27 protein-coding genes and 1 tRNA gene are annotated in these 21,156 nt (G+C 69.2%); 6 read left to right on the top strand and 22 right to left on the bottom strand.

Annotation, left to right across the window (positions count from 1 at the left end):
- Positions 1-67: 67 nt before the first annotated feature.
- From HJG45_RS14900 to HJG45_RS14885, 4 genes are all read right to left on the bottom strand, one after another.
- Positions 68-1,159, bottom strand: a complete 1,092-nt coding sequence (locus HJG45_RS14900; protein WP_171612902.1) for an OmpA family protein — start codon at positions 1,157-1,159, stop codon at positions 68-70.
- A 352-nt stretch (positions 1,160-1,511) separates the two neighbouring features.
- Positions 1,512-2,666 (bottom strand): 5-(carboxyamino)imidazole ribonucleotide synthase, encoded by a 1,155-nt coding sequence (locus HJG45_RS14895; protein WP_171612901.1) that lies wholly within the window; start codon positions 2,664-2,666, stop codon positions 1,512-1,514.
- An 11-nt stretch (positions 2,667-2,677) separates the two neighbouring features.
- On the bottom strand, positions 2,678-3,202 hold the full coding sequence (gene purE, locus HJG45_RS14890; RefSeq protein ID WP_171612900.1) for a 5-(carboxyamino)imidazole ribonucleotide mutase: 525 nt from the start codon (positions 3,200-3,202) through the stop codon (positions 2,678-2,680).
- Positions 3,203-3,257: 55 nt separating this feature from the next.
- On the bottom strand, positions 3,258-3,458 hold the full coding sequence (locus tag HJG45_RS14885) for a YdcH family protein (protein ID WP_171612899.1): 201 nt from the start codon (positions 3,456-3,458) through the stop codon (positions 3,258-3,260).
- A gap of 133 nt (positions 3,459-3,591) precedes the next feature.
- Between HJG45_RS14885 and HJG45_RS14880 the strand changes: the two genes are divergently transcribed.
- On the top strand, positions 3,592-3,762 hold the full coding sequence (locus tag HJG45_RS14880) for a YdcH family protein (RefSeq protein WP_171612898.1): 171 nt from the start codon (positions 3,592-3,594) through the stop codon (positions 3,760-3,762).
- A gap of 228 nt (positions 3,763-3,990) precedes the next feature.
- On the opposite strand, the gene HJG45_RS14875 is transcribed toward HJG45_RS14880, so the two are convergent.
- A complete protein-coding gene (locus HJG45_RS14875) occupies positions 3,991-4,563 on the bottom strand; it encodes a DUF1013 domain-containing protein (RefSeq protein WP_171612897.1) in 573 nt (190 codons plus the stop codon).
- 129 nt (positions 4,564-4,692) lie between these two features.
- On the opposite strand from HJG45_RS14875, the gene HJG45_RS14870 reads away from it, so the two are divergent.
- The gene (locus HJG45_RS14870) at positions 4,693-4,884 is read left to right on the top strand and encodes a DUF1192 family protein (protein ID WP_254452540.1); all 192 of its coding nucleotides are present in this window, start codon (positions 4,693-4,695) and stop codon (positions 4,882-4,884) included.
- 10 nt (positions 4,885-4,894) lie between these two features.
- On the opposite strand, the gene HJG45_RS14865 is transcribed toward HJG45_RS14870, so the two are convergent.
- The 3 genes from HJG45_RS14865 to rpmE form a co-directional block, all read right to left on the bottom strand.
- The gene (locus tag HJG45_RS14865; RefSeq protein ID WP_171612896.1) at positions 4,895-5,734 is read right to left on the bottom strand and encodes a helix-turn-helix domain-containing protein; all 840 of its coding nucleotides are present in this window, start codon (positions 5,732-5,734) and stop codon (positions 4,895-4,897) included.
- Positions 5,735-5,845: 111 nt separating this feature from the next.
- Entirely contained in the window at positions 5,846-6,331 is a 486-nt protein-coding gene (locus HJG45_RS14860) for an Hsp20 family protein (RefSeq protein ID WP_171612895.1), read from the bottom strand.
- A gap of 312 nt (positions 6,332-6,643) precedes the next feature.
- Positions 6,644-6,871, bottom strand: coding sequence for a 50S ribosomal protein L31 (gene rpmE, locus HJG45_RS14855; protein WP_171612894.1), 228 nt, complete (start codon positions 6,869-6,871; stop codon positions 6,644-6,646).
- 359 nt (positions 6,872-7,230) lie between these two features.
- On the opposite strand from rpmE, the gene HJG45_RS14850 reads away from it, so the two are divergent.
- The gene (locus HJG45_RS14850; RefSeq protein ID WP_171612893.1) at positions 7,231-8,823 is read left to right on the top strand and encodes a 2-isopropylmalate synthase; all 1,593 of its coding nucleotides are present in this window, start codon (positions 7,231-7,233) and stop codon (positions 8,821-8,823) included.
- Positions 8,824-8,862: 39 nt separating this feature from the next.
- On the opposite strand, the gene HJG45_RS14845 is transcribed toward HJG45_RS14850, so the two are convergent.
- The 5 genes from HJG45_RS14845 to HJG45_RS14825 form a co-directional block, all read right to left on the bottom strand.
- Entirely contained in the window at positions 8,863-9,663 is an 801-nt protein-coding gene (locus HJG45_RS14845; RefSeq protein ID WP_171612892.1) for a helix-turn-helix domain-containing protein, read from the bottom strand.
- A 274-nt stretch (positions 9,664-9,937) separates the two neighbouring features.
- Positions 9,938-10,177, bottom strand: a complete 240-nt coding sequence (locus HJG45_RS14840) for a hypothetical protein (RefSeq protein ID WP_171612891.1) — start codon at positions 10,175-10,177, stop codon at positions 9,938-9,940.
- Between the two features lie 246 nt (positions 10,178-10,423).
- Complete coding sequence (locus HJG45_RS14835) at positions 10,424-10,621, bottom strand: hypothetical protein (protein WP_171612890.1); 198 nt, start codon at positions 10,619-10,621, stop codon at positions 10,424-10,426.
- A 72-nt stretch (positions 10,622-10,693) separates the two neighbouring features.
- On the bottom strand, positions 10,694-11,302 hold the full coding sequence (locus HJG45_RS14830; protein ID WP_171613169.1) for a sigma-70 family RNA polymerase sigma factor: 609 nt from the start codon (positions 11,300-11,302) through the stop codon (positions 10,694-10,696).
- A gap of 78 nt (positions 11,303-11,380) precedes the next feature.
- On the bottom strand, positions 11,381-11,884 hold the full coding sequence (locus tag HJG45_RS14825; RefSeq protein WP_368040596.1) for a sigma-70 family RNA polymerase sigma factor: 504 nt from the start codon (positions 11,882-11,884) through the stop codon (positions 11,381-11,383).
- 102 nt (positions 11,885-11,986) lie between these two features.
- Here HJG45_RS14825 and HJG45_RS14820 point away from each other — a divergent pair, with 102 nt between their 5' ends.
- The gene (locus HJG45_RS14820) at positions 11,987-12,748 is read left to right on the top strand and encodes a PhyR family response regulator anti-anti-sigma factor (protein WP_171612888.1); all 762 of its coding nucleotides are present in this window, start codon (positions 11,987-11,989) and stop codon (positions 12,746-12,748) included.
- A 177-nt stretch (positions 12,749-12,925) separates the two neighbouring features.
- Complete coding sequence (locus HJG45_RS14815) at positions 12,926-13,090, top strand: DUF1328 domain-containing protein (protein ID WP_171612887.1); 165 nt, start codon at positions 12,926-12,928, stop codon at positions 13,088-13,090.
- A gap of 64 nt (positions 13,091-13,154) precedes the next feature.
- Here the strand turns inward: HJG45_RS14815 and obgE are convergent, their stop codons facing one another.
- The 3 genes from obgE to rplU all read right to left on the bottom strand — a co-directional run bounded on the left by obgE (position 13,155) and on the right by rplU (position 14,889).
- Positions 13,155-14,204, bottom strand: a complete 1,050-nt coding sequence (obgE, locus tag HJG45_RS14810; RefSeq protein WP_171612886.1) for a GTPase ObgE — start codon at positions 14,202-14,204, stop codon at positions 13,155-13,157.
- Between the two features lie 85 nt (positions 14,205-14,289).
- On the bottom strand, positions 14,290-14,559 hold the full coding sequence (gene rpmA / locus HJG45_RS14805; protein WP_111472341.1) for a 50S ribosomal protein L27: 270 nt from the start codon (positions 14,557-14,559) through the stop codon (positions 14,290-14,292).
- A gap of 12 nt (positions 14,560-14,571) precedes the next feature.
- Complete coding sequence (gene rplU, locus HJG45_RS14800; RefSeq protein ID WP_171612885.1) at positions 14,572-14,889, bottom strand: 50S ribosomal protein L21; 318 nt, start codon at positions 14,887-14,889, stop codon at positions 14,572-14,574.
- A gap of 244 nt (positions 14,890-15,133) precedes the next feature.
- Here rplU and HJG45_RS14795 point away from each other — a divergent pair.
- Positions 15,134-15,223: transfer RNA gene (locus HJG45_RS14795), tRNA-Ser, on the top strand.
- Here HJG45_RS14795 and HJG45_RS14790 read toward each other — a convergent pair.
- From HJG45_RS14790 to traA, 6 genes are all read right to left on the bottom strand, one after another.
- Entirely contained in the window at positions 15,191-16,813 is a 1,623-nt protein-coding gene (locus HJG45_RS14790; protein WP_171612884.1) for a recombinase family protein, read from the bottom strand. The genes HJG45_RS14795 and HJG45_RS14790 overlap by 33 nt on opposite strands.
- A gap of 55 nt (positions 16,814-16,868) precedes the next feature.
- A complete protein-coding gene (locus HJG45_RS14785; protein ID WP_006023186.1) occupies positions 16,869-17,177 on the bottom strand; it encodes a HigA family addiction module antitoxin in 309 nt (102 codons plus the stop codon).
- Between the two features lie 13 nt (positions 17,178-17,190).
- Positions 17,191-17,487, bottom strand: coding sequence for a type II toxin-antitoxin system RelE/ParE family toxin (locus HJG45_RS14780; RefSeq protein ID WP_006023185.1), 297 nt, complete (start codon positions 17,485-17,487; stop codon positions 17,191-17,193).
- Positions 17,488-17,548: 61 nt separating this feature from the next.
- Positions 17,549-17,794 carry a hypothetical protein gene (locus tag HJG45_RS14775; protein WP_006023184.1) on the bottom strand — a complete coding sequence of 82 codons (246 nt, stop codon included), beginning with the start codon at positions 17,792-17,794 and terminating at the stop codon, positions 17,549-17,551.
- A complete protein-coding gene (locus tag HJG45_RS14770) occupies positions 17,787-18,002 on the bottom strand; it encodes an AlpA family transcriptional regulator (protein WP_006023183.1) in 216 nt (71 codons plus the stop codon). The genes HJG45_RS14775 and HJG45_RS14770 overlap by 8 nt, the downstream gene beginning before the upstream one ends.
- A 129-nt stretch (positions 18,003-18,131) precedes the next feature.
- Complete coding sequence (gene traA / locus HJG45_RS14765; protein WP_006023182.1) at positions 18,132-21,062, bottom strand: Ti-type conjugative transfer relaxase TraA; 2,931 nt, start codon at positions 21,060-21,062, stop codon at positions 18,132-18,134.
- Between the last annotated feature and the right edge of the window lie 94 nt (positions 21,063-21,156).

The following is a 21,156-nucleotide window of genomic DNA, read 5'->3' as shown; positions in this document are numbered from 1 at the left end:
GAGCAGCGCCAAAAGAAAAGGGCGCCTTGCGGCGCCCTTTCCCAACTCTCCGTGCGGGAACGTCCGATTACTTGAGGACGATCTCGACGCGGCGGTTCTGCGGCTCGCGCACGCCATCCGCGGTCGGGACCAGCGGCCGCGTCTCGCCGTAGGCGGAGACGGCGATCTCGCTGCGCGACACGCCCTGGCGGACCAGCTCGGCCGCGACCGCATCGGCGCGGCGCTGCGACAGGCGCTGGTTGTAGGCGGCCGAGCCGGAGCGGTCGGCATGGCCGGCCACCTCGATGCGGGTCGACTGCACGCGGCGGGAGGCGCCGGCGGCCTCGGCGATGATCTGCCGGGCGCGCTCGGTCAGCGTCGCCTTGTCCCAGTCGAAGAAGACCAGGTAGGTGCGGGCGACGGCCGGGGCCGGGGCCACGGGCGCGACGACCGGCGGCGGCGGCGGCGCGGCGTTGAAGGCGTAGCGCACGCCGAGCAGGACCGAGACGTTGTTGTTGTCCGGCTTCCAGGTGGTGTGCTGCGACACGGTCGGCGAGACGCGGAAGCTGTCGTCGAACTTCGGCGACTGGCTGCCGAAGTAGCGGCCCTCAAGGGTGAAGGCGAGGCCCGGCACCGACGGGCCCATCTCATAGGCCACGCCGAGGATGCCCTGATAGGCGAGCGCGCCCTCGGTCTGGGTGCTGTGGAAGCCGAGCCCGCCGCCCTTGCGGACCTGGTTCCAGGTGTAGCCGACGCCGGCGCCGACATAGGGAACGATCGGCCCGCCGAAGCGGAAGTCGTAGAGGACGTTCACCATCGGGCCGAAGTTTTCGTAGTAACCGCCGCCCGGCGAACTCGGGACGCCGGTGATCTTCAGGCGCCGGATGTCGTTGGTCCGGTAGTTGCCCTCGACCTCGACGCGCAGCCCGTTGCCGAAGCCCCAGCCGAGGCTGCCGAGCGCGGCCCAGCCGGTCTCGGTGTTGATGCGGCCCTGGCCGGCCACAGTGGCCGTCGGCGCGCCGAGCGTCGAGATCCGCGAGCGGCTGTAGCTGCCCTCGCTGTCGAACTTCCAGTTCGCGCCGACCCCGGCGCCGACATAGAGCCCGGATACCGGCTGGGCCTGCGCCGCCACCGGCAGCGCCAGCACCGTCGCGGCCAGAAGGGCCTTCCTGAGCGTCATCCTTGTCTCTCCTCGATCCCCAAGAAGCGATCCGTCACGCTGCCGGTCCCCCTGAATACGGACGCGACGATGCGTGACCGGAAGTTACCATCGGGGGCGGGGCAATGGCAGAGCGGATGGACCATTTCCGCATCAATGTGGCGGCGCTGCCACAGCACGGAATGGCAAATTCATCACAGTTGACCAAGGCTTTGATCGGGAAGGCTTCTCTCGGCCCGCATTGGTGCATGCCGCAGGCCTGGTGGCGCGTGTCGGGGAGGGGGTGCGGGCCCCCGGGGCGTGGTGTCACGCGCCGCGTCGCCCCCCTCGGGCTGCTGCGGATGGGGCTTCGAGTCCCCATCCGGCCAGGATGTCACAGCCCGGACAGGGCCTCCGAATCGTCGAGGCGAGCCAGGGCGCCGCGGGGCAGCAGCTTGTTGGCATGGCCGAGCTTGCGGCCCGGCCGGGCCTCGGCCTTGCCGTAGAGATGCGGCACCACGCCGGGGGCGCGCAGCAGGGCTGGCCAGCGGGCGATTCCCTCCGGCCCGACCAGGTTGCGCATGACGACGTCGTGGTGGCGGCCGGCAGCGGCCAGCGGCAGGCCGGCGACGGCGCGGATATGCTGCTCGAACTGGCTGGCGGCGCAGCCATCCATGGTCCAGTGGCCGGAATTATGCGGCCGCGGCGCGATCTCGTTGCCGAGCAGCCGGCCGTCCGGCAGCAGGAACAGCTCGAGCGCCAGCACCCCGACCAGGTCGAGCGCCGCCGCCACCGCCGCGGCGTGCCGCCGGGCGCGCTCGGCGACCTCGGACGGCAGCCGCGCCGGGGCGAAGCTGAGGTCGAGGATATGGTCGCGGTGGCGATTCTCCACCGCGTCGTAGACCGCCTCGGCGCCGTCGGCGGTGCGGGCGGCGATCGCCGAGAGCTCGGCGGCGAAGGGCACGAAGGCCTCGAGGATCAGCGGCTTCGGCGCCAGGCGGGCGAAGGCGGGCGCGGCCTCCTCGGGCCGCCGCAGCACCGCCTGGCCGTGGCCGTCATAGCCGAGCCGGGTGGTCTTCAGCACCGCCGGCAGGCCGATCTCGGCGATGGCGGCGGCGAGTCCGGCCTCGTCATGCACCGCCCGCCAGGGCGCGACCGGCACGCCGGCGCGCTCGAGGAAGGTCTTCTCCTGCAGCCGGTCCTGGCAGACCCGCAGCACCGCGACGCCGGGCCGGCAGGGCACCAGCGGCTCGAGCGCGGCGAGGGCGGCGGCCGGGACGTTCTCGAACTCGAAGGTCACCACCTCGACGGCGTCGGCGAATTCCTGCAGCGCCTCGGCATCCTCATAGGGCGCGACCGTCGCGGCGGCGGCCACCTGCATGCCCGGCCCGTCCGGCTCGGGCGAGTAGATGTGGCAGCGATAGCCGAGCCGTGCCGCGGCGAGGGCCGACATGCGGCCGAGCTGGCCGCCGCCGAGGATGCCGATGGTGGCGCCGGGCGGCAGCGGGAAGCGGGCGGCGAAGGGGTCGCGCGCGGCGGGATCGCTCATGCCGGCAGCGTTCACGTCGGGGACTCCGGCACGCCGGCGCTCTGGGCCGCGCGCCAGGCCTCCAGCCGCCCCGCCAGGGCGGGATCGGCCAGCGCCAGGATGGCGGCGGCGAGCAGCCCGGCATTGATTGCCCCGGCGCGGCCGATGGCGAGCGTCCCGACCGGGATGCCGCCCGGCATCTGGACGATGGAGAGCAGGCTGTCCATGCCCTTCAGCGCGTGGCTTTCCACCGGCACGCCGAGCACCGGCAGCGGCGTCATCGCCGCCGCCATGCCGGGCAGATGCGCCGCGCCGCCGGCGCCGGCGATGATCACCCGGAGGCCGCGGCCGCGCGCCGCCCGGGCATAGTCGTAGAGCCGGTCCGGCGTGCGGTGGGCGGAGACCACCCGCGTCTCGTGCGGCACGCCAAGCGCGGCCAGGGTCTCGGCGGCGTGGCGCATCGTCTCCCAGTCGGAGCGGCTGCCCATGATGATGCCGACCAGCGGCGCCGGGGCCAGGGGAGCTGCTTCCTCGGGAGGCGATTCCTCGGGGGTCATGGTGGTCTCGGGGCTCTCCGTTGCGCCGGGGCGCGGCCTCCGCCGGGCCGCCGCGTCAGGCGATGATGTCGGGCAGCAGCCGGCTTTCCAGCCAGGTGATCTCGTCCTTCAGCTTCAGCTTGCGCTTCTTCAGCCGCTGCACCTGGAGCTGGTCGGTGAGGCTGTCCGAGAGCCGGGCGATGACCGTGTCGAGGTCGCGATGCTCGCTCCGCATCTCGTGCAGCCGGCGCAGCAGGGATTCGCGATCATCCAGCATCGGATCGGGCACTCGGCAATGAAAGGAGACGTGCAATGCCCCCCGCGCCGCCATTACCATGCCCCCGCGCGGGCGCAACAGCACGGCCGTGCCGGCCGCGTCCGCGCATCACACAGCGCAGGGAGAATGCCGAATGAACGTTGCGCCGAGGCTCCGTTCCCTCGAGGAGCGGCATGCGGCCCTTGACCGGCAGATCGACGACGAGGATGCGCGCCCACGGCCCGACGAGGCTGAACTCACCCGCATGAAACGGGAGAAGCTGCGACTGAAGGAGGAGATGGAAAGGCTCCGGCGGGAGGCTTGATACCAACGGACCGGTCACCCGTCCGGTCCGAGGCCCCGAACGGAGCCCGCCGGTCGCGCCCTTTGGCGCGCCTCACGGCACGTCATGCCGAAGGCGTGCTGTTCGCACGACGCGGCGAAGGCCCGAGCAAACCGGAGGTTTGCGCCAGCGTCCGAGGAGCCCTCATGCGGTCACGCATGAGGGCCACTGGTATGAGAACCCCTCCCTGCCGCGGCCGCGCCTGGCCGCTCAGGCCAGGCTTTCCTCCGCATCGTGTAGCGGCGGCACCGGCAGGCCCGGCGGGCGCTCGCCGGCGGCGGCGACGGCGGCATTCAGGTCGGACTGGGTGCAGAGGCCGAGGATCACCGGGTCGCGCGGCTTGATGTTGGCGCTGTTCCAGTGCGTGCGGTCCCGCACCTTGGCGATCGTCTCCTTGGTGGTACCGAGCAGCTTGCCGACCGCCTGGTCGGTGAGGTGCGGGTAGTGGCGCAGCACCCAGGCGATCGCGTCCGGCCGGTCGTTCCTCTTCGAGACGGGGGTGTAGCGGGCACCCTTGCCGCGCGGCTTCGGCACCGGCAGGGAGGAGGCGGAGATCTGCAGCCGGGCCGTCGGGTCGGCCTCGCAGCGCAGGATCTCCTCGCGGCTGAGCTGGCCGTTCAGCACCGGGTCGTAGCCGATGATGCCCTGCGCCACCTCGCCATCCGCGATCGCCTGCACCTCCAGCGGATGCATGCCGACGAACTCCGCGACCTGCTCGAAGGTCAGGGACGTCTTCTCGATCAGCCACACGGCGGTGGCCTTCGGCATCAGGGGTTGGGTCATGGGGACGAACCTTTTCGGGGGCGAGCCGGGGAGGGCCGGGCATCCCCGACGCGGCATCGGCTGGCATATAGAGGGGGCCCTCGGCAGGGTCAAAGCCCGCCCGGGGGCGTGGGGCAAAGGAGATACGCGATGATGGAGGAGGAGCGTCCACGCCCGGTCGCCGGCTTCACCCCGGCGATGCTGGAGCGCTGGGACATCGACGAGCTGCGGCGCTACATCGCCACCCTGCAGGCCGAGATCGCCCGCGCCGAGGCGGCGATCGCGCGCCAGGAGGCGCATCGCGGCGCCGCCGACGCCTTCTTCCGCAAGCCGGGCGGCTGAGGCGACCCGATCACGCGGGGTGATAGGTTTCGATCCGCAACTCCCGCAGCGTCAGGTCCTGCGCCGTGCCGAGGGTGGCGATGGTGGTCAGGAAGCGCTGGGTGCCTCCCTCCGGCCGCGGCATCTCGACCGGCACCAGCAGCGGCACGGCGGGCCCGGCCGGGCGGTGGCGCAGCAGCGCCGCGACGCCTGGCTGCGCCAGCGCCTCCGCGAGCGGCGGCTGGCGGTCGGGATCGGCGCTCGGCAGCCGCGCCTCGCGCTGGATGCGCTCGATCAGGGCGCGCGCCACCTCGGGCCAGTTGGCAAGGAGCCGCCGGGCGCCGGCGGGGTGGCAGAGCAGCCGCAGCAGGTTCGGCCGCGGCGCCGGCAGCAGGGCGAGGTGGGGCGGCGCGGCGCCGCCGAGCGCCGGCTCGGCGCCGCCGGCCAGCAGCGCGTCGAGCGCCGCGCCATAGGCCTCGTTCACCATGACGATGTCCCAGGCGGCGTCGAAGGCCACCGCCGGCAGCGGGTCGTGCCGCGCCAGGATCAGCCGCAGCGCCGTCAGCACCTCGGCCATGGCCGGGGCCTCGAGCGGCGTCTCGCGATGCGCCGGGGCGTGGCCGGCGGCGAGCAGCACGCCATCCGCCTCGCGCGGCGGCACGCCGAGCGCCTCGCAGAGCCGCAGCACCAGGCCCGGGCTCGGCCGCGAGCGGCCGGTCTCGACGAAGCTGAGGTGGCGGGTGGAGATACCCGTCTCCAGCGCCAGGTCCATCTGGCTGAGGCGGCGCGCGCGGCGGGCGCGGGCGAGCAGCGCCCCGGCCGTGGCGGGCGCGGGGGCGGCGTGCGGGGCGGTGGTCTGGAGGCCGGACATGCGGCGCAGCCTGCCGCGCCGGGCGCAGCGAATCCATGACCTCGGAGGTCATGAAAAAGCCGGCGGGGAAACCCCCGCCGTCCCTTCTTCACAGGCTCGGTCGGCCGAGGCTCAGGCCGCCTGGGCCTGGCCATCCTGCTCATTGGCCGTGGTGATCTGCGGCTGCACCGGCGGCTTGCCGGCCTGCACCGGGATCTGCCGCGGCTTCAGCGCCTCGGGCACCACGCGCTTGAGGCCGAGCTGCAGCAGCCCGTTCTCCAGCGTCGCGCCCTCGACCACGATATGGTCGGCAAGCACGAAGCGGCGCTCGAAGGCACGGCCGGCGATGCCGCGATGCAGGAAGCTGCGGCCTTCCTCGGGCTGCGGGGCGCGGCCAGCGACGGTCAGCACGTTCTCTCGCGCCACCACATCGATGTCGCCCGGGCCGAAGCCGGCGACGGCCATGGTCAGGACATAGGTGTCCTCGCCGGTCTTCTCGATGTTGTAGGGGGGGTAGCCCTGGGCGTCGCCAAGGCTGCGCGCGCTCTCGAGCTGCCGGGCGAGCCGGTCGAAGCCGATGGCGGTGCGGAAGAGGGGGGAGAAGTCGAGGGTGTTCACAGTCGAACCTCCTTAGGGAAGCAAGGTCGATCATCGCCAGCGGTCCCCGACCGCAGCGGCCCCGATCCGGGCACCGCGAAAGGCGGGAACCACGCCCGAGACCCCATCAGGGCGCCTCGTGCCACCCCCACATGGAAAGCGCCGCCCCCCGGTTCAAGGGGGCGGCGCTGCCGAAAATTATCAGGCGAGACGAATGGCTTAGGCAAACGGACCGGTCCTTTGACCAGTCCGAGGCCCCGAACGGGCCCGCCGCAATCGCGGTGAAGCCAAGCAAACCGTGAGGCTCGCGCCCGGCGCCTGAGGGTTGAGAGACTACTTCTTCCGCGTGCCGATGCTGGCGAAGCGCTTGTTGAACTTCGCCACCTGCCCGCCGGTGTCGATCACGCGCTGCACGCCGGTCCAGGCCGGGTGCGACTTCGGGTCGATGTCGAGCCGCAGCGTGTCGCCTTCCTTGCCCATGCAGGACCGGGTCTTGAAGGTCGTCCCATCGGTCATGACGATGGTGATCTCGTGATAATCGGGATGGATGTCGGACTTCATGGCGCGCTCATGCAGCTTGGCGCAGCCGATACCGACCGGCCGCGGGAAGCTGCGGCCTATAGGGGATGGGGCGGCGCGGCGCAATCCGCCCGCCGATTTCCGGACTGGACGACCACGGCCGCCCTGGCTAGGGTGCCCGCCACGATGGCATCGCATGCGCGCAAGCTGGGCCCTCTCAATGGCCTGATCCGCGGCCTTCCCGCCGCCGGCCGCGCGCGCCTGCCCCTCGGCCTTCTCCTCCTTCGACTTAGCCGCCCCTGGGCGTGACGCGCGGCTGACCGGCCGCCACCGCTCAGGGGACCTGAGGCGCCGCCTGCGCGCCCGCCTGGCTGACGACACCGCTCCGAAGGATCACACCCATGGCCATCACCCATCCCAGCTTCGGCACGCTGGACGACAACCGCATCATCTTCTTCGACACGACCCTGCGCGACGGCGAGCAGTCGCCCGGCTTCTCGATGAACCTCGAGGAGAAGCTGCGCATGGCCGAGGCGCTGGCCGAGCTCGGCGTCGACGTCATGGAGGCGGGCTTCGCCATCGCCTCGCCCGGCGATTTCGAGAGCGTGCAGTCGATCGCCCGTAAATTCGCCAAGGACGGCCCGGTGGTGGCCAGCCTGTCGCGCGCCAACGCCGCCGACATCAACGCCTCGGGCGAGGCGCTGAAGCCCGCCGCCCGCAAGCGCGTCCATATCGTGCTGGCGACCAGCGACCTGCACATGCGGGTGAAGCTGCGCATGAGCCGCGAGGAGGTGCTGGAGGCGATCGAGCGCAGCGTCACCCTCGGCCGCAGCCATTCCGACGACGTGGAATGGTCCGCCGAGGACGGCAGCCGCACCGATCCCGACTTCCTCTGCCGCTGCGTCGAAACCGCGATCAAGGCGGGCGCCACCACCATCAACATCCCCGACACGGTCGGCTACTCGCTGCCCGAGGACATGGCGCGGATCTTCCGCGACCTGCGCAACCGGGTGCCGGGCATCGAGAAGGTCGTGCTCTCGGCGCACAACCACAACGACCTCGGCATGGCGGTGGCCAACACCGTCGCCGCCATCCAGGCCGGCGTGCGGCAGATCGAGAGCACGATCAACGGCATCGGCGAGCGGGCGGGCAATGCCAGCCTCGAGGAGGTGGCGATGGCGCTGCGCACGCGGCACGACGCGCTGCCCTTCCGCACCGGCATCACCTCCGAGCGCATCCTGAAGACCAGCCGGCTGCTGGCGACCATCACCGGCTTCGACGTGCAGCCGAACAAGGCGATCGTCGGCCGCAACGCCTTCGCGCATGAGAGCGGCATCCACCAGGACGGCGTGCTGAAGGACGCCTCGACCTACGAGATCATGACGCCGGAGAGCGTCGGCTGGTCGACCAACTCCCTGGTGCTCGGCAAGCATTCCGGCCGCGCCGCCTTCCGCGACAAGCTGAAGGCGCTGGGCTATGGCGAGCTCGGCGACAACGCGCTGAACGACGCCTTCCGCCGCTTCAAGGACATCGCCGACCGCAAGAAGGTGGTCTATGACGAGGACGTCGCCGCCCTGGTCGATGACGAGGTGGTGCGCGGCAACGACCGGGTGAAGCTGACCGGGCTGAACGTCTCGACCGGCCTCGGCACCAAGCCCATGGCCTCGGTGACGCTCGAGATCGACGGCCAGCGGCATGACGGCATGGCGAGCGGCGACGGCGCGGTGGATGCCACCTTCATCGCCATCCGCCAGGCCTTCCCGCACGAGGTCGGGCTGAAGCTCTACGCGGTGCAGAGCGTGACCGGCGGCACCGATGCCCAGGCCCGCGTGACGGTGCGGCTGGAGGAGAACGGCAAGCTGGTGGACGGGCAGGGCTCGGATACCGACACCATTGTCGCTTCGGCCCGCGCCTATGTGCATGCGCTGAACAAGCTGCTGGCCAAGCGGGCGCGGACGGCGCCGCCCGAGATGCAGACGGCGCTCTCGGCCTGAGGGCGCGCGCCGCATGGGCCGCGCGGCGGTGGCCCCGCCTTACGGGTGCTGCTGCCGCGCCTCGCGGCGCAAGGCGCCCGGCGTGGCGTTCCGCAACCGCCGCATCATCGCCGTCATATGGCTGGCGCTGGAGAAGCCGGCCATCTCGGCGACCTTAGCCAGGGGCGTGCGGGTCGTCCTGGCGAGGTGCTCGGCCAGCGCCAGCCGCTGCTCCAGGACGTATTGGTGGGGGGCCCGGCCGCAGGACTGGCGGAAGCAGCGCAGGAAGTGGCTGGGCGACAGGCCCAGCAGCCCGGCCAGATGCGGGATGGACAGGTCCGCCGCCAGGTTGGCCTGGATGTAGTCCGTCACCTTCCGCCAGGAATGCGGCGGAAGCCCGCCACGGTCCGGGGAAGGGCCGCTCGGGACGAGGGATGAATAGCCCCTGAGGAGGTGAATCTTCAGGACGGTGATCAGGGCGTTGAAATACGCCGTGTTCATATAAATGCCGTGGTCCATCTCGTCCTTGATCATGGCCGCGATGAACGTCGCCTTCTCGTCGATCGTGCCAGGTTGCGGGGGATGGAACTCGAAATCATCCGTCCCCGGCTCGATGCCAGCGAGCCGGGCGAGCGGGTCGTGATCGAGGGCCAGCAGCAGGGAATCCTTGGGTGTGGTCCAGCGGGCGAAAAGATCGGAGGAGGCCGGCATGATCTCCATCGAACCGGCGGCAGCCCGCAAGACCGATCGCTGGGCGCCGTTCAGCATGATCTCGCGCCGGGATTGCGGCGCGAACCGGATCAGGACCAGGTGTGCCGGGGTTCGGCATCGGATCTCGTTGGGCCCGGTGCGGATCCGCATGATGGCGCTCCCGTCGATGCTGACCTTCGGGCCCCAGGCATCGGGCAGGAAACTCGCGATGTCGGCATGATGGCTCTTCGGGACGACGCACGGTGAGGCGCAGCATGGCGCGGATATTCTGACATTCTCCGCTTGCTATAATTTCCGTTACATCACTGGCGCCATGCTGCCTGCAGCGGCGATGGGGGCAATGGATCCGCGGGACGGCCAGAACAGGCAATGTCCAGTCGAATTCCTTGACGCACTGCGCGTCAGCGACCCCGGCCGCGGTGGTTCAGTCCCGCCAGTCCGCGCTTTTGGAGAGTGGCGGCCGAGATCCGACCGGTCGGGCCTTCCTGGGGATGCTTCGCTGGCTCAGGCTATGCCGGTGCAGGATCGGGTTCTCCAGCTCCGGCCGGCAGCGGCGCACGAGTTCGTGCTTCAAGGCGTGCAGCAGCGCCTCCGTTTTCGTAATCTTCGAGAACAATTGTTCCATCGAAATGTCCGACAGGCCGATAAGCTCAAGCTTTCCCAAGGGCCACCTCAGCGTCTTGAGAATGCCGAACTTCCTCGGAAGCTCCTCGAGCGCTGCCTTTTGGCAGCTTCGCTGACCTTTGTAGTATGAGCCGCTGCCGGTTTAAAATATCGATAATCTATCAAATATTAGAAGATGCTCATGATCCGCGGGCGGCATGGATTGCCTGTGGCGAGGCCAGGACAAAGCCTCTCCCGGATCCGTGCCCATCCTCTCACCGGATGCCGCCGCGCGCCCACCACTCGCTTACTCCTGCTCGGAGTTGCGATCTTCCTCAATCATCCGTAGCAGATCCTCGGGGATCGGCTCCTTTGCGACCGTGTCGTAAAGCTGGTGCAACCCACGACGCAGCCACAGGTCGAAGGCGTTATCCACCGCCTCGCCCTCCTGATCAGCCTCGGCCATGGCCGGATTGTTCGGTCTCTTCTGATCCGTCTTGCCCATCACAGCCGCCGAGAAGGACGGGCTGGCAGCGGTCCGTGACAGGACCGCCGCCGCACTCCGCATCATAGCAGTTTAGACTCCGGCGCGGATTTCGCCAATCCGAACGATGTCGGAACGCTCGGTCCTCGACACCTGCCGCTCCGACCGCTCCTCGCCGGTCAGCCAGGTCTGCAGCTGGCGGCGGGCCCGGAAGACGCGGCTCTTGGCGGTGCCGACGGCGCAGCCGGTGGCCTGCGCCACCTCCTCATAGGAGAGACCCTGCAGCACCACCATGAACAGCGCCTCGCGCTGGTCGCTCGGCAGGCGACCAAGGGCACGCGAGAGCTCCTTCAGCACCATGCGATCCTCATGCGCGGCGCCGACCGCGAAGGCCGACATCGGCAGGTCCTCGATATCCGTGGTCTCGCGCTGCTTGCGCAGGGTGGAGATGAAGCGGTTGCGCAGGATGCGATGCATCCAGGCGGCGAAATTGGTGCCCGGCGTGAAGCTCTCCTGCGCCGCCAAAGCATTCGCCACGGCATCCTGGACCAGATCTTCCGCCGCGGCGCGATTCCGGGTCAGCGCCAGGGCCTGAACGCGAAGCTTGGGGAGAAGCGCAACCAGCTGATTGTGGAACTCGGCGCTGGCCGGGGTGCCGCGCCGCGGCTTCGTCTCGGTGGTCTTCGGCTGGATATTGGTCATGCCGTCCATCGATGCGTCCCCTTGCTTTCTGATGCTGACCAATGATCGCCAGCGGGCCGGGGTTGCATCGCGGAACCGTTAGCAGGTAACAGAACCGAGAGTTTCGGCGAGCAGTTTCCGCCCGCGCGACACGCGGGCCTTGATGGTGCCGACCGGCACGCCGCAGACCGCCGCCGCCTCGGCATGCGACAGGCCCTGGGCGCCGACCAGGATCACGGCCTCGCGCAGCAGGGGCGGCAGGGTGGCGAGCGCCCGGGCGAGGTCGCGCATCTGGCCGGGCGTCTCCTGCGGCGGCGCGCGGGGCTCCTCCGGGACGGCGTCGCGCAGCCGGTTCGCCTCGCGCTTACGGGCCCGGAGCTGCTCGTGGAAAACGTTGCGGATGACGGCGAGGCACCAGGCGCGGAGGTCCTCCACCGGCTCGGTCCGGTCGTCCAGGCTGCGCAGGGTGCGGGCGAGGGCTTCCTGCACGAGGTCGTCCGCCTCGGTGCGGGAGCCGCAGAGGAATCGGGCAAAGGCGCGCAACTCGGGCAACAATCCCGCGAGGGCGGCGCGCAGTCCCCTATCCGTGGCTTGTTCGGTCACCGGACGCTCAATATCAACCGTCTCGTATGGCATCCATGGCAGCGAGGACGTCGGGCTTGTGCGCCAGATGACAACCCGAGGAGCGGTCGAGGCGCGAGCGACATGACAGTAATGGATCGCGGCACGTTGATCCGTGCGCTTCCCTATGCGCGGCGCTATGCCCGGGCCCTGACCGGGAGCCAGCAACGCGGCGACGAGGTGGTGGCGGAGGCGCTGCGGCAGGTGCTCGGCAGCTCGGCGGCGGGGCTCTCCGCCGATGCCGAGGCGCGAATCGCCCTCTATGGCGCGATCGGCGACCGGGTGAGGGCGGCCGAGCCGGCGCCCGAGGGCGGCGCGGCGGAGGGGGAGATGTCGCTGCTGCAGCGCATGCTGCTGCTGCTGACGGCGCTCGAGGAACAGCCGCTGACGGCCGCCGCGGCCGCCTGCCGGATCGTGCCGGCGACGGCCGAGCTTGAGCTGCGGCTGGCGCGGGACAGCCTGCGCACCGGGGTCGCCACCCGGGTGCTGATCATCGAGGACGAGCCGATCATCGCCCTCGACATCCAGGAGTTGGTGGAGCGCTGCGGCCACAGCGTCGTCGGCATCGCCGCGACCGAGGCGGAGGCGGTGGCGCTGGCCGAGGCGGAGCGGCCCGGCTTGGTGCTGGCCGACATCAATCTCGGCGCGGGGGGCGACGGGGCGCATGCCGTGGCGCGCATCCTGAAGCACCTGACGGCGCCGGTGATCTTCGTCACCGCCTATCCCGAGCGGCTGCTGACCGGCGAGGCCCTGGAGCCGGCCTTCGTCATCACCAAGCCCTTCGACCCGACGACCCTGGCGGTGGCGACCTTCCAGGCGGTGACGCGCGGGGTGCGGCCGGTCTGAGGCCCTGCGCGGGGCCACCATGCGCCGGAATGTGGCCGGGCCGGCGGCCCGTCGCCGCGCCGGGCGGGGCGGAGAGGCCGGGCCCGCACCAGGATGTTCCTGCCGGATCGTTGAGCATCGGCAACCGCGGCGGGAGGCTGGCGTTCATCCGCGGCCAACGCTGCGGAGGACGCGCGCATGCTCTACTGGACCCTGATCTTCCTGGTCATCGCCCTCGTGGCCGGCCTGTTCGGCTTCGGTGGCATCGCCTCCGCCTCCGCCGGCATCGCCAAGGTGCTGTTCACCATCTTCCTGGTGCTGTTCGTGATCTCGCTGATCTTCGGCCTGGTCCGCGGCGTCTGACGGAGGCCCGCGACGCCGGTGCATGGCGTCGCGGGGAAGCCGGCGGCAAGGCGCGAACGAAGGCTCAGCCGCCGGCCGACAGAGACGAGGCGGCAGGCGGCACCGCCTCCTGCCGGGTGGCGCGTGCCGCAGCGACCGGTCCGGCCAGGGCCCGTAGCGCCTCCGCCACGCCCTCGCCGGTGGCGCCGGAGAGCAGAAGCACCGGCCGGCCGGCGGCGCGCTCCAGCGCTTGGCGACGGCTCGCCCGGGCCTGCGGCGTCATCGCATCCAGCTTGTTGAGGGCCAGGACCTCCGGCTTCTCGGCTAGGCCATGGCCGTACTGCTCGAGTTCCCCGCGCACCGTGCGCCAGGCGCGGACGGGGTCCGGTTGGCTGCCATCGATGAGGTGCAGCAGCACGGCGCAGCGCTCGACATGACCGAGGAAGCGGTCACCGAGCCCCACCCCCTCATGCGCCCCCTCGATCAGGCCGGGGATATCGGCGAGGACGAACTCCTCGGAGGCGTTCAGCCGCACCACCCCCAATTGCGGATGCAGGGTGGTGAAGGGGTAGTCGGCGATCTTCGGCCGCGCCGCCGAGACGGCGGCGAGGAAGGTGGACTTGCCGGCATTCGGCAGCCCGACCAGCCCGGCATCGGCGATCAGCTTCAGGCGCAGCCAGATCCAGTGCTCCTCGCCCGGCCAGCCCTTGTCGGCGCGGCGCGGGGCGCGGTTGGTGCTGGTCTTGTAATGCGCGTTGCCGTAGCCGCCATCGCCGCCATGGGCGATGACCACGCGCTTGCCCGGCGCGTCGAGATCGGCGAGCAGCGTTTCCTTGTCCTCGGCGAGGATCTGGGTGCCGACCGGCACCTTCAGCACCACGTCGTCCGAACCGGCGCCGGTGCGGTCGGAGCCGGCGCCATTGCCGCCCTTGCGGGCCCGGAAATGCTGCGCGTAGCGGTAGTCGATGAGGGTGTTCAGCCCCTCCACCGCCTCGACGATCACATCGCCGCCCTTGCCGCCATTGCCGCCATCCGGGCCGCCGAATTCGATGTACTTCTCGCGGCGGAAGGCGACGACGCCGTCGCCGCCATCGCCGGCCTTCACCCAGACCTTGGCTTCGTCCAGGAATTTCATGGCGGAACAGGGTCCTGAAAACGCGAACGGGGGCCAGGAGGCCCCCGTTCCAGCACGCGGTCGCGGGCTGACGTGATGCGGCGAGCTATTCCGCCGCCTGGGGCAGGGCCTCGACCGAGACGGCGACGCGGCCCTCGGCCTTGCGCTCGAACTTCACGCGGCCATCGATGGCGGCGTGCAGCGAATGGGTGCGGCCGACATAGACATGGCGGCCCGGCATCATCTTCGTGCCGCGCTGGGTCACGATGATGTTGCCGGCGCGCACGGCCTGGCCGCCGAAGAGCTTCACGCCGAGACGCTTGCCGGCGCTGTCGCGCCCGTTGCGGGAGGAACCGCCGGCCTTCTTATGTGCCATCGTCCTGTCTCCTTAGGCCGCCGCGATCTCGGCGATGCGCAGCACGGTCAGGTCCTGCCGGTGGCCGCGCTTGCGCCGGTAGTTCTGGCGGCGCTTCTTCTTGAGGATGATGACCTTCGGGCCGCGGGTCTGCTCGACCACGGTGGCGGTCACGCTCGCCCCGGGGACGGTCGGCGCGCCGAGGGTCAGGCCGCCCTCGGTGCCGAGCGCCAGCACGTCGTGGAAGGTGATGCTGGCGCCGGGCTCGGCCTCCAGCTTCTCAACCGTGAGCACGGCGTTCGGCGTCACCCGGTACTGCTTTCCGCCGGTGCGGATCACTGCGAAGGTCATCGTGCGGCCCCTCCTGGCCGGGCCAGGATTGCGTGCCGAGGCGACACCGCCCCGGAAAGTTCTATGGAATGTCCGGCCGCGAGCGGCCGCCGTCGGCGCAGGGGCGCCGCCGGGAGGCGGGGCTTATAGCGGCGGCGGCGCGGTGACGTCAACGCCGGGCAGGGGGGCGGCCCTGGGAGCTGCCGGCCGCAAGGGCGTTGCGCCGGCCGGCGCCACCGCTTATAGGGCCGCGCGACCCGCCTGCGGAGAGGTGGCAGAGTGGTCGATCGCGTCGGTCTCGAAAACCGAAGTAGGTGCAAGCCTACCGTGGGTTCGAATCCCACCCTCTCCGCCACTTCAGTCCCTGAATGGGCACTGAGTTTACGCTACCGTTCGCCACAAGCGCCTGAAGCAGCCGAGACTTCGATCCCATGATGCGGACCTCGCCATCGGCGACCTCGACGCGCTGGGCGAGCGCGCGGAGATGGTCGCGGCGGTAGCCGCCGCCTTCAAGCCGGATGCGCTGGCGCGCGGCGCGGGCAAACTTGCTGAGCATCTGCGGCGTGACCGCCTTGCTCCCTGAGTTCTGGAGCATGGCCTGGGCGCGCTCGGCATCGGCCTTCGCCTGATCGCGGATGGCCTTGAGGCCGTCGATGCGGTCCTTGAGCGCCGGGTCGTCCAGGTCGGCGACGCCCGCCTCGATAGCGTCGTAGAGCCGCTTGAGGCGCGCTTCGGACTCTGCCGCTCGCTTGTTCAGTTCGGCAATGTGCTCGCGCTGACGCTCGCTGCGCTCCTGCCTCCGGTCGAGCACGGCGGCGAGGATCGTTTCCAGCCGCTCGGGCTGGAGCAGACGGTCTTCGAGATGGCTGGCGACCAGATCGTCCAGCTTGTCCATCGGCACCGCCATGCCCTCGCAAGCGGTCGGCCCCTGCCGGGCTTTCATGGAGCAGGCGTAATACCGATAGCGCCCGCCCTTGCCGGTGCGGATGGTCATGGCCCCACCGCACTTGGCGCAGTGGATCAGGCCGGTAAGAAGGGTTGGGCCGCTGATGACGGCGGATGGCGTCACTGCGGGATGGCGGGCCTTGAGCAGCGCCTGCACCGCGTCAAAGGTCTCTCGGTCGATGATTGGCGGCACCGGCACGACGACGATCTCGCTGATGGGTTTCAATTCCTTGCTCTTGGACCGTTTGTTGAACTCGTGCTCGCCCATGTAGGTGCGGCGGGTCAGGATGCGGTGGACTTGGCCGATGCCCCAGCGCCCGCCGTCGCGGGTGAAGATGCGGTTGCGGTTCAGATGGCTGACGATGTTCTTCACGCCCATCTGGCCGTGGTCGCCATCGCCGTGGAGCGCAAGCCGGTAGATAAGCCGCACCGTCTCCGCGTGGAGCGGGTCGATCTCCAGCTTCTTCTTGGTCTTCGCGCCGCGCTGCTCGGCCGCGACGACGCGGTAGCCGATGGGCGGCAGCGAACCGTTCCAGAAACCTTGCCGTGCATTCTCCTTCAAGGCGCGGATGACGTGCTTGGCGTTTTCCTTCGACTGATATTCGTCGAACAGCGCCATGATCTGCCGCATCATGACGTGCATCGGATCGTCGCCCATCTCCTGCGTGATCGAGACGAGCTTCACCCCGTTCTTCGCCAGCTTCCTGACATAGAACTCCAGCTCGAAATGGTCGCGGAAGAAACGGCTGAACGAGTGCACCACGACCACATCGAAGGGCGCGGGCTTCGACGTGCCCGCCTCGATCATACGCTGGAACTCGGGGCGACGGTCGTTGGTCGCCGATGCGCCCGGCTCCACATAGGTTTCGACGAGCTGATAGCCGCGCGAGGCGCAATAGGCTTCGCCCTGGCGCTTCTGATCGGGGATGGAGACATCATGCTCGGCCTGCCGCGCCGTCGAGACGCGCAGATAGAGAGCGGCGCGCTGCGGTACGGTCATGGGCAATGCCTCCTTCTCAACTGTTGTTCCGGCCCGAGCGGTGAGGTCGCATGACTCAGGCCGCGCTCTGCAACGGGCGTGCGCGCTTGATCCGCTCGCGCTCCTTCGGCGTGTTCATCACCTCCCAAAGATCGCTGCGCCGCTGCACGTTGAGCCAGAAGTCGGGGCTGTTGCCGAACACACGGGCCAGGATCAGGGCCGTCGCCGCCGTCACGTTTCTGCGGTTGCCGCACAGTTCGTTGACATGCTTGCGCTGAACGCCCATCGCCTCGGCGAGCGCACCCTGCGTCAACCCCATCGGCTGCATGAACTCTTCGGTGAGGATTTCGCCGACAGTCGCCGGCTTGCGCTTGGTGGTCAGCATCTTTGCCTCGCTTTCATCGGTAGCTGTGATCGTCCAGATAAATTCCGTCCGCCTCGCCGCGCACGCCATCCCAGCGGAAGATCAACCGCCATTGCTGGTTGACGCGGATCGAATGCAACCCCGCCAGATTGCCGCGCAGCTTCTCGAAGTGATTGCTGGGCGGTACGCGCAAGTCCTGATCGGTCACGGCGTCGTCGATCATCTGGAGCTTTCTGAACAACCGGGCTTCGAGATCGGCCGGGATGTTGCGGGAGCGGACATCATCCACAAAGAAGGCCCGCAACCAGTCATCCCGAAAGCCTACGATCACAGGCTCACTCCAACGATGGGAGTATGTACCACACTATAACTCATTCCGCAATAGGGGATGTTCAAGCGTCCGGCCCAAACAGTTCGTCGAACAAATCGCCGAACCATCGCTCGAAGACCTCGATCTCGGCTTCCGTCACCGGAACGGGATCGGGCCAATCGTCGGTGACGGTCCATGTGGAGAGGTCGTGTTTGGGCGGCCTGCCGGGGAACGGCCACGGATAGCCTAACAGCGCTTCAAGCTGCTCCGATGCTGTCGGCGGCTTGGCGCCTCTGCGATGCGGCGCGGTGTCTGCCCGATCAGTCATTGAAGTCAGACCCGCTTCGCGGTCGCCACGCCACGGGATCGGCGACCCAGCGGTCGATGTCGGATTCCCTCCAGCCGGCGCCGTTGATGCTGATCTTAATCCGGGGCGGGAACGTGCCCTCGGCGATCTTGCGGTAGATGGTGGACCGGGACAGGCCGGTGCGGGCGAGAATGGTTTTCATGCGGACGATACGGTCTGGTGCGGGCATGGCTTCGCTGCCTCCTGCCGGGTTTTACTGACGATTGCAGAGACCAGACAGACCAAGGATTTCTTGTTGTGCAAGAGTGATTTAGGCGTCGTAGGGCTGTGGGGTATAGGCGGCGGAAAATAGGCGGTGTTAGAGTCCGATGCCCCGGCCTATGCCGAGGTCGATGCCGTGGCTGAAGGCGAGTTCCCGACCAAGGCTGCGGCCCGAGTCGATCCCGATGCCGAGGTCTCTCTTGCGGCCTTCGAGGATGGATTCAAGCTGCGGATCGCGTTCGAGACTCTTTGCCATGTCGCCCATCGCCGACCGCGTGGCCTTGTAGCCGGACATGTCGCCCGCTTGGTACTGGTGCTGGCTGGCGCGGTCGAGGCTCCGCCAACGCTCCACGAAGCGGTCGGCGCGGCGCTGCGGATCGGTGCGCAGCTCGGTCTCGAGCTGTAGGGCGCGGATCGCGCGGGCGGTGCGTCCCGTGGCCGCTTCCGAGGCAAGTTCCGGGCTCTTCTTGTAGGCGGCCTCGGCATCGTGCGAGCCATGGGGCCGCACCTCCTCGAAGACCTTGCGGGCTTCTTGCAATTCCTTCACCTGCTCCGGGCTGGCATTGCCGCCCCGCTCCTGCACCTCGAAGATCGCATCCACGGCGCGGGCATGGCGGATGAGCGCCTTGGTCCGGGCGCGGCGCAAAGCCTTCTCCGGGTCTGCCGCATTCTCCCTTTCCAGCGCCGCCCGTTCCGGCTCCTGCCCGCCATCGGCAGGCAGGCGCAGGCCATCGAACATGCCGCGCACCTTCTTGGGAACCTGCTTGACGATCTCGACCACCCGCTCCACGCGCCCGCGGAAGGTGATGCCGCGCCGCTCGGCGTAGCTCTGTGCCGGCTCGTAATCTGACGCCATGTCCTTGGCGCGGTCGCGCGACAGGGTGCGGACAAGCCTATTCTCGTCAGCGAAGTCATCGCGGCCATAGTGCAGGTCCATGCTGTCGCGATGGCGCGACAGGGCGACATAGCTGCCGTGAGCATCCAGGCCCGGTGTCGCCAGAACATGCGTGCGGTCCACGGTCATGCCCTGCGCCTTGTGGATGGTCGCGGCATAGCCGTGGTCGATGCGGTCGTAATCCTTGAGGTCGAAGCCAACGGAACGGCCATCATCGGTGAGCACGGTTATGCTCTGCGTGCTGACCTGTTCGATGGTGCCGAGCGTGCCGTTCTTGACGCCAAGGCCGCGCTCGTTCTGAAGGAACATGACGCGATCTCCGCTGGCGAAGCCGCGCTCACCGCGTTCGACCACCAAGCGCACGTCATCGCCGAGATCGCCGGCTTCCCGCATCCGTTCGCGCGCGGCCTCGTTGAGGGCGCGAACCTCGTCGTTGGTGTGGGTGAGTATGATGCGGCTGCGGTCAGGCGACGCCTGCCGGTCGCGATCCCAGCGGTCGATCAGATCATCGCGCGCCCGTTCGCGTGACGCGGCCTCATGCAACATGCCGTGACTGTCATAGGCATGGATCGCATCGCCGGTTCGGCCGGTCGCCAGATCGCGCGTGGCGTCGCGCTGCCAGTCCTCCCGCTGGCGGCGCACCTCGCCGATCTCCGCCCCGCCGTGGCGCTCGAAGATCGAGCGGAACGCCGCGCCGGCCTCGATGGATTGCAACTGCTGGGGATCGCCGACCAGCACCACCTTGGCGCCAGCCTCGGCGGCATGGGACAGCACGCGCTCCAACTGGCGCGTGCCGACCATGCCCGCCTCGTCGATGACAAGCACATCGCGGGAAGTGAGCACGTCGCGGCCCTGTCCCCAACCATGTTCCAAGCTGGCGATGGTGCGTGATGCGATGCCCGATCCGCTTTCCAGATTCTCGGCGGCGATGCCGGACAGCGCCACGCCCCGGACTTCATAGCCAGCCGCTTCCCAGGCTTCGCGCGCCACGCCCAGCATCGCGCTCTTCCCCGTCCCGGCATAACCGACCACAACGCCCAGATCGCGCCCGTCCGTGATATGCGCCAGCGCCTCGGCCTGCTCTCCCGAAAGGACAAGGCCGCGCGCTTCCGCACGCGCCAGCGCCGTTTCGCGGTCTCTGTCGCCGACCTCATGGCGCTCCTTCTCCGCCATGACTTCGGCGGCGCGGTGCAGGCGCTGTTCGGTCTCGATCATGTCGCGGGTGGTGAAGCGGTCCTCGCCCCGTTCGTCCCTGCCAAGTTCGACCAGATCGGGAGCGCCACGCATCGCGCCCATGACCTCGTTGAACTGGTCGATCCCGTCACTGTGCCGGTGCGCGAACATCGCCATGTCGCGCCGCGTGAAGGTGGATTGCTGGTGCGTGATGGCGTCCAGCGCGATGGAAGGATCGGCGATGATGCGGGCGCCGTTGTTGTGCGCGATCTCGCGGTGCATTTCCGCGCGGTCGGCGGCCTCGATCCCTTCGCCTTCGATCCGTTGCGCGGGCGCGCCGATCTGGCTTTGCGGCTCCAGCGCGATGCCCTGCGCCTCAAGGCTGCGATGGTCGATGCGCGCGTCGATGTCGAGTTCGGCCAGCCGCTCGTTGGCCAGTTCGGCCCAGCGTTCGCGCCAACGCTCGACCATCTCGGTGCGGTTCCACTCCCGCACCTTCGGGCCGAAGCCGTCCTCGTCCACGGATCGCATGTTCAGCATGACATGGGCGTGAGGCTTGGCCGTCCCATCCTCGGCCATGTCCCAATGCACATTGAGGTCGGCGATCATGCCCTGATCGACAAATTCGGACTGCACGAAGTCGCGGGCCAGTTCGATGCCCTGTGCTTGCGTCATCTCGCGTGGCAAGGCGAACTCCACCTCGCGGGCAAGCTGGGCGTCCTTCCTGACCTCGAACGCCTCGACATCGTTCCAAAGCCGCTCGCGGTCGCGCCATTGTTCGGGCGCATCTTCCGGCAGCATGACCTCGGAATGGATGACGCCGCGCTTGTTGGAGAAGTCATGGCTTCGCTCAAGCCGGTCGTCGCGCAACCGCGAGGCCGAGCGGTAGGCGGCGGAGGCCACCGCGCTGGAGCCGGACTTGCGGCCGATGACCTTGACGTGAAGATGAAAGATCGCCATTGCGATCCGAACATCACCACGGCGAAGCGCACGTCGGAACGACGTATAAGCGCGCCCTCGAAACTAATTTCTCGGGACTGCTCGCGCCGTTCCA

The sequence above is a fragment of the Roseicella sp. DB1501 genome (assembly GCF_013112485.1).
In the GTDB taxonomy this organism is placed as follows: Bacteria; Pseudomonadota; Alphaproteobacteria; order Acetobacterales; family Acetobacteraceae; genus Paracraurococcus.
Note: the sequence above shows the minus strand (reverse complement) of the source record. Positions and strands in the feature narration are given on the sequence as shown.

Excerpts from the sequence above, each read along its gene's own strand:
- HJG45_RS14900 (WP_171612902.1), bottom strand. The coding sequence starts at position 1,159 with ATGACGCTCAGGAAGGCCCTTCTGGCCGCGACGGTGCTGGCGCTGCCG.
- HJG45_RS14895 (WP_171612901.1), bottom strand. The coding sequence starts at position 2,666 with ATGAGCGATCCCGCCGCGCGCGACCCCTTCGCCGCCCGCTTCCCGCTG.
- purE (WP_171612900.1), bottom strand. The coding sequence starts at position 3,202 with ATGACCCCCGAGGAATCGCCTCCCGAGGAAGCAGCTCCCCTGGCCCCG.
- HJG45_RS14885 (WP_171612899.1), bottom strand. The coding sequence starts at position 3,458 with ATGCTGGATGATCGCGAATCCCTGCTGCGCCGGCTGCACGAGATGCGG.
- HJG45_RS14880 (WP_171612898.1), top strand. The coding sequence starts at position 3,592 with ATGAACGTTGCGCCGAGGCTCCGTTCCCTCGAGGAGCGGCATGCGGCC.
- HJG45_RS14875 (WP_171612897.1), bottom strand. The coding sequence starts at position 4,563 with ATGACCCAACCCCTGATGCCGAAGGCCACCGCCGTGTGGCTGATCGAG.
- HJG45_RS14870 (WP_254452540.1), top strand. The coding sequence starts at position 4,693 with ATGATGGAGGAGGAGCGTCCACGCCCGGTCGCCGGCTTCACCCCGGCG.
- HJG45_RS14865 (WP_171612896.1), bottom strand. The coding sequence starts at position 5,734 with ATGTCCGGCCTCCAGACCACCGCCCCGCACGCCGCCCCCGCGCCCGCC.
- rpmE (WP_171612894.1), bottom strand. The coding sequence starts at position 6,871 with ATGAAGTCCGACATCCATCCCGATTATCACGAGATCACCATCGTCATG.
- HJG45_RS14850 (WP_171612893.1), top strand. The coding sequence starts at position 7,231 with ATGGCCATCACCCATCCCAGCTTCGGCACGCTGGACGACAACCGCATC.
- HJG45_RS14845 (WP_171612892.1), bottom strand. The coding sequence starts at position 9,663 with ATGCGGATCCGCACCGGGCCCAACGAGATCCGATGCCGAACCCCGGCA.
- HJG45_RS14835 (WP_171612890.1), bottom strand. The coding sequence starts at position 10,621 with ATGGGCAAGACGGATCAGAAGAGACCGAACAATCCGGCCATGGCCGAG.
- HJG45_RS14830 (WP_171613169.1), bottom strand. The coding sequence starts at position 11,302 with ATGACCAATATCCAGCCGAAGACCACCGAGACGAAGCCGCGGCGCGGC.
- HJG45_RS14820 (WP_171612888.1), top strand. The coding sequence starts at position 11,987 with ATGACAGTAATGGATCGCGGCACGTTGATCCGTGCGCTTCCCTATGCG.
- HJG45_RS14815 (WP_171612887.1), top strand. The coding sequence starts at position 12,926 with ATGCTCTACTGGACCCTGATCTTCCTGGTCATCGCCCTCGTGGCCGGC.
- obgE (WP_171612886.1), bottom strand. The coding sequence starts at position 14,204 with ATGAAATTCCTGGACGAAGCCAAGGTCTGGGTGAAGGCCGGCGATGGC.
- rpmA (WP_111472341.1), bottom strand. The coding sequence starts at position 14,559 with ATGGCACATAAGAAGGCCGGCGGTTCCTCCCGCAACGGGCGCGACAGC.
- rplU (WP_171612885.1), bottom strand. The coding sequence starts at position 14,889 with ATGACCTTCGCAGTGATCCGCACCGGCGGAAAGCAGTACCGGGTGACG.
- HJG45_RS14790 (WP_171612884.1), bottom strand. The coding sequence starts at position 16,813 with ATGACCGTACCGCAGCGCGCCGCTCTCTATCTGCGCGTCTCGACGGCG.
- HJG45_RS14785 (WP_006023186.1), bottom strand. The coding sequence starts at position 17,177 with ATGCTGACCACCAAGCGCAAGCCGGCGACTGTCGGCGAAATCCTCACC.
- HJG45_RS14775 (WP_006023184.1), bottom strand. The coding sequence starts at position 17,794 with ATGACTGATCGGGCAGACACCGCGCCGCATCGCAGAGGCGCCAAGCCG.
- HJG45_RS14770 (WP_006023183.1), bottom strand. The coding sequence starts at position 18,002 with ATGCCCGCACCAGACCGTATCGTCCGCATGAAAACCATTCTCGCCCGC.
- traA (WP_006023182.1), bottom strand. The coding sequence starts at position 21,062 with ATGGCGATCTTTCATCTTCACGTCAAGGTCATCGGCCGCAAGTCCGGC.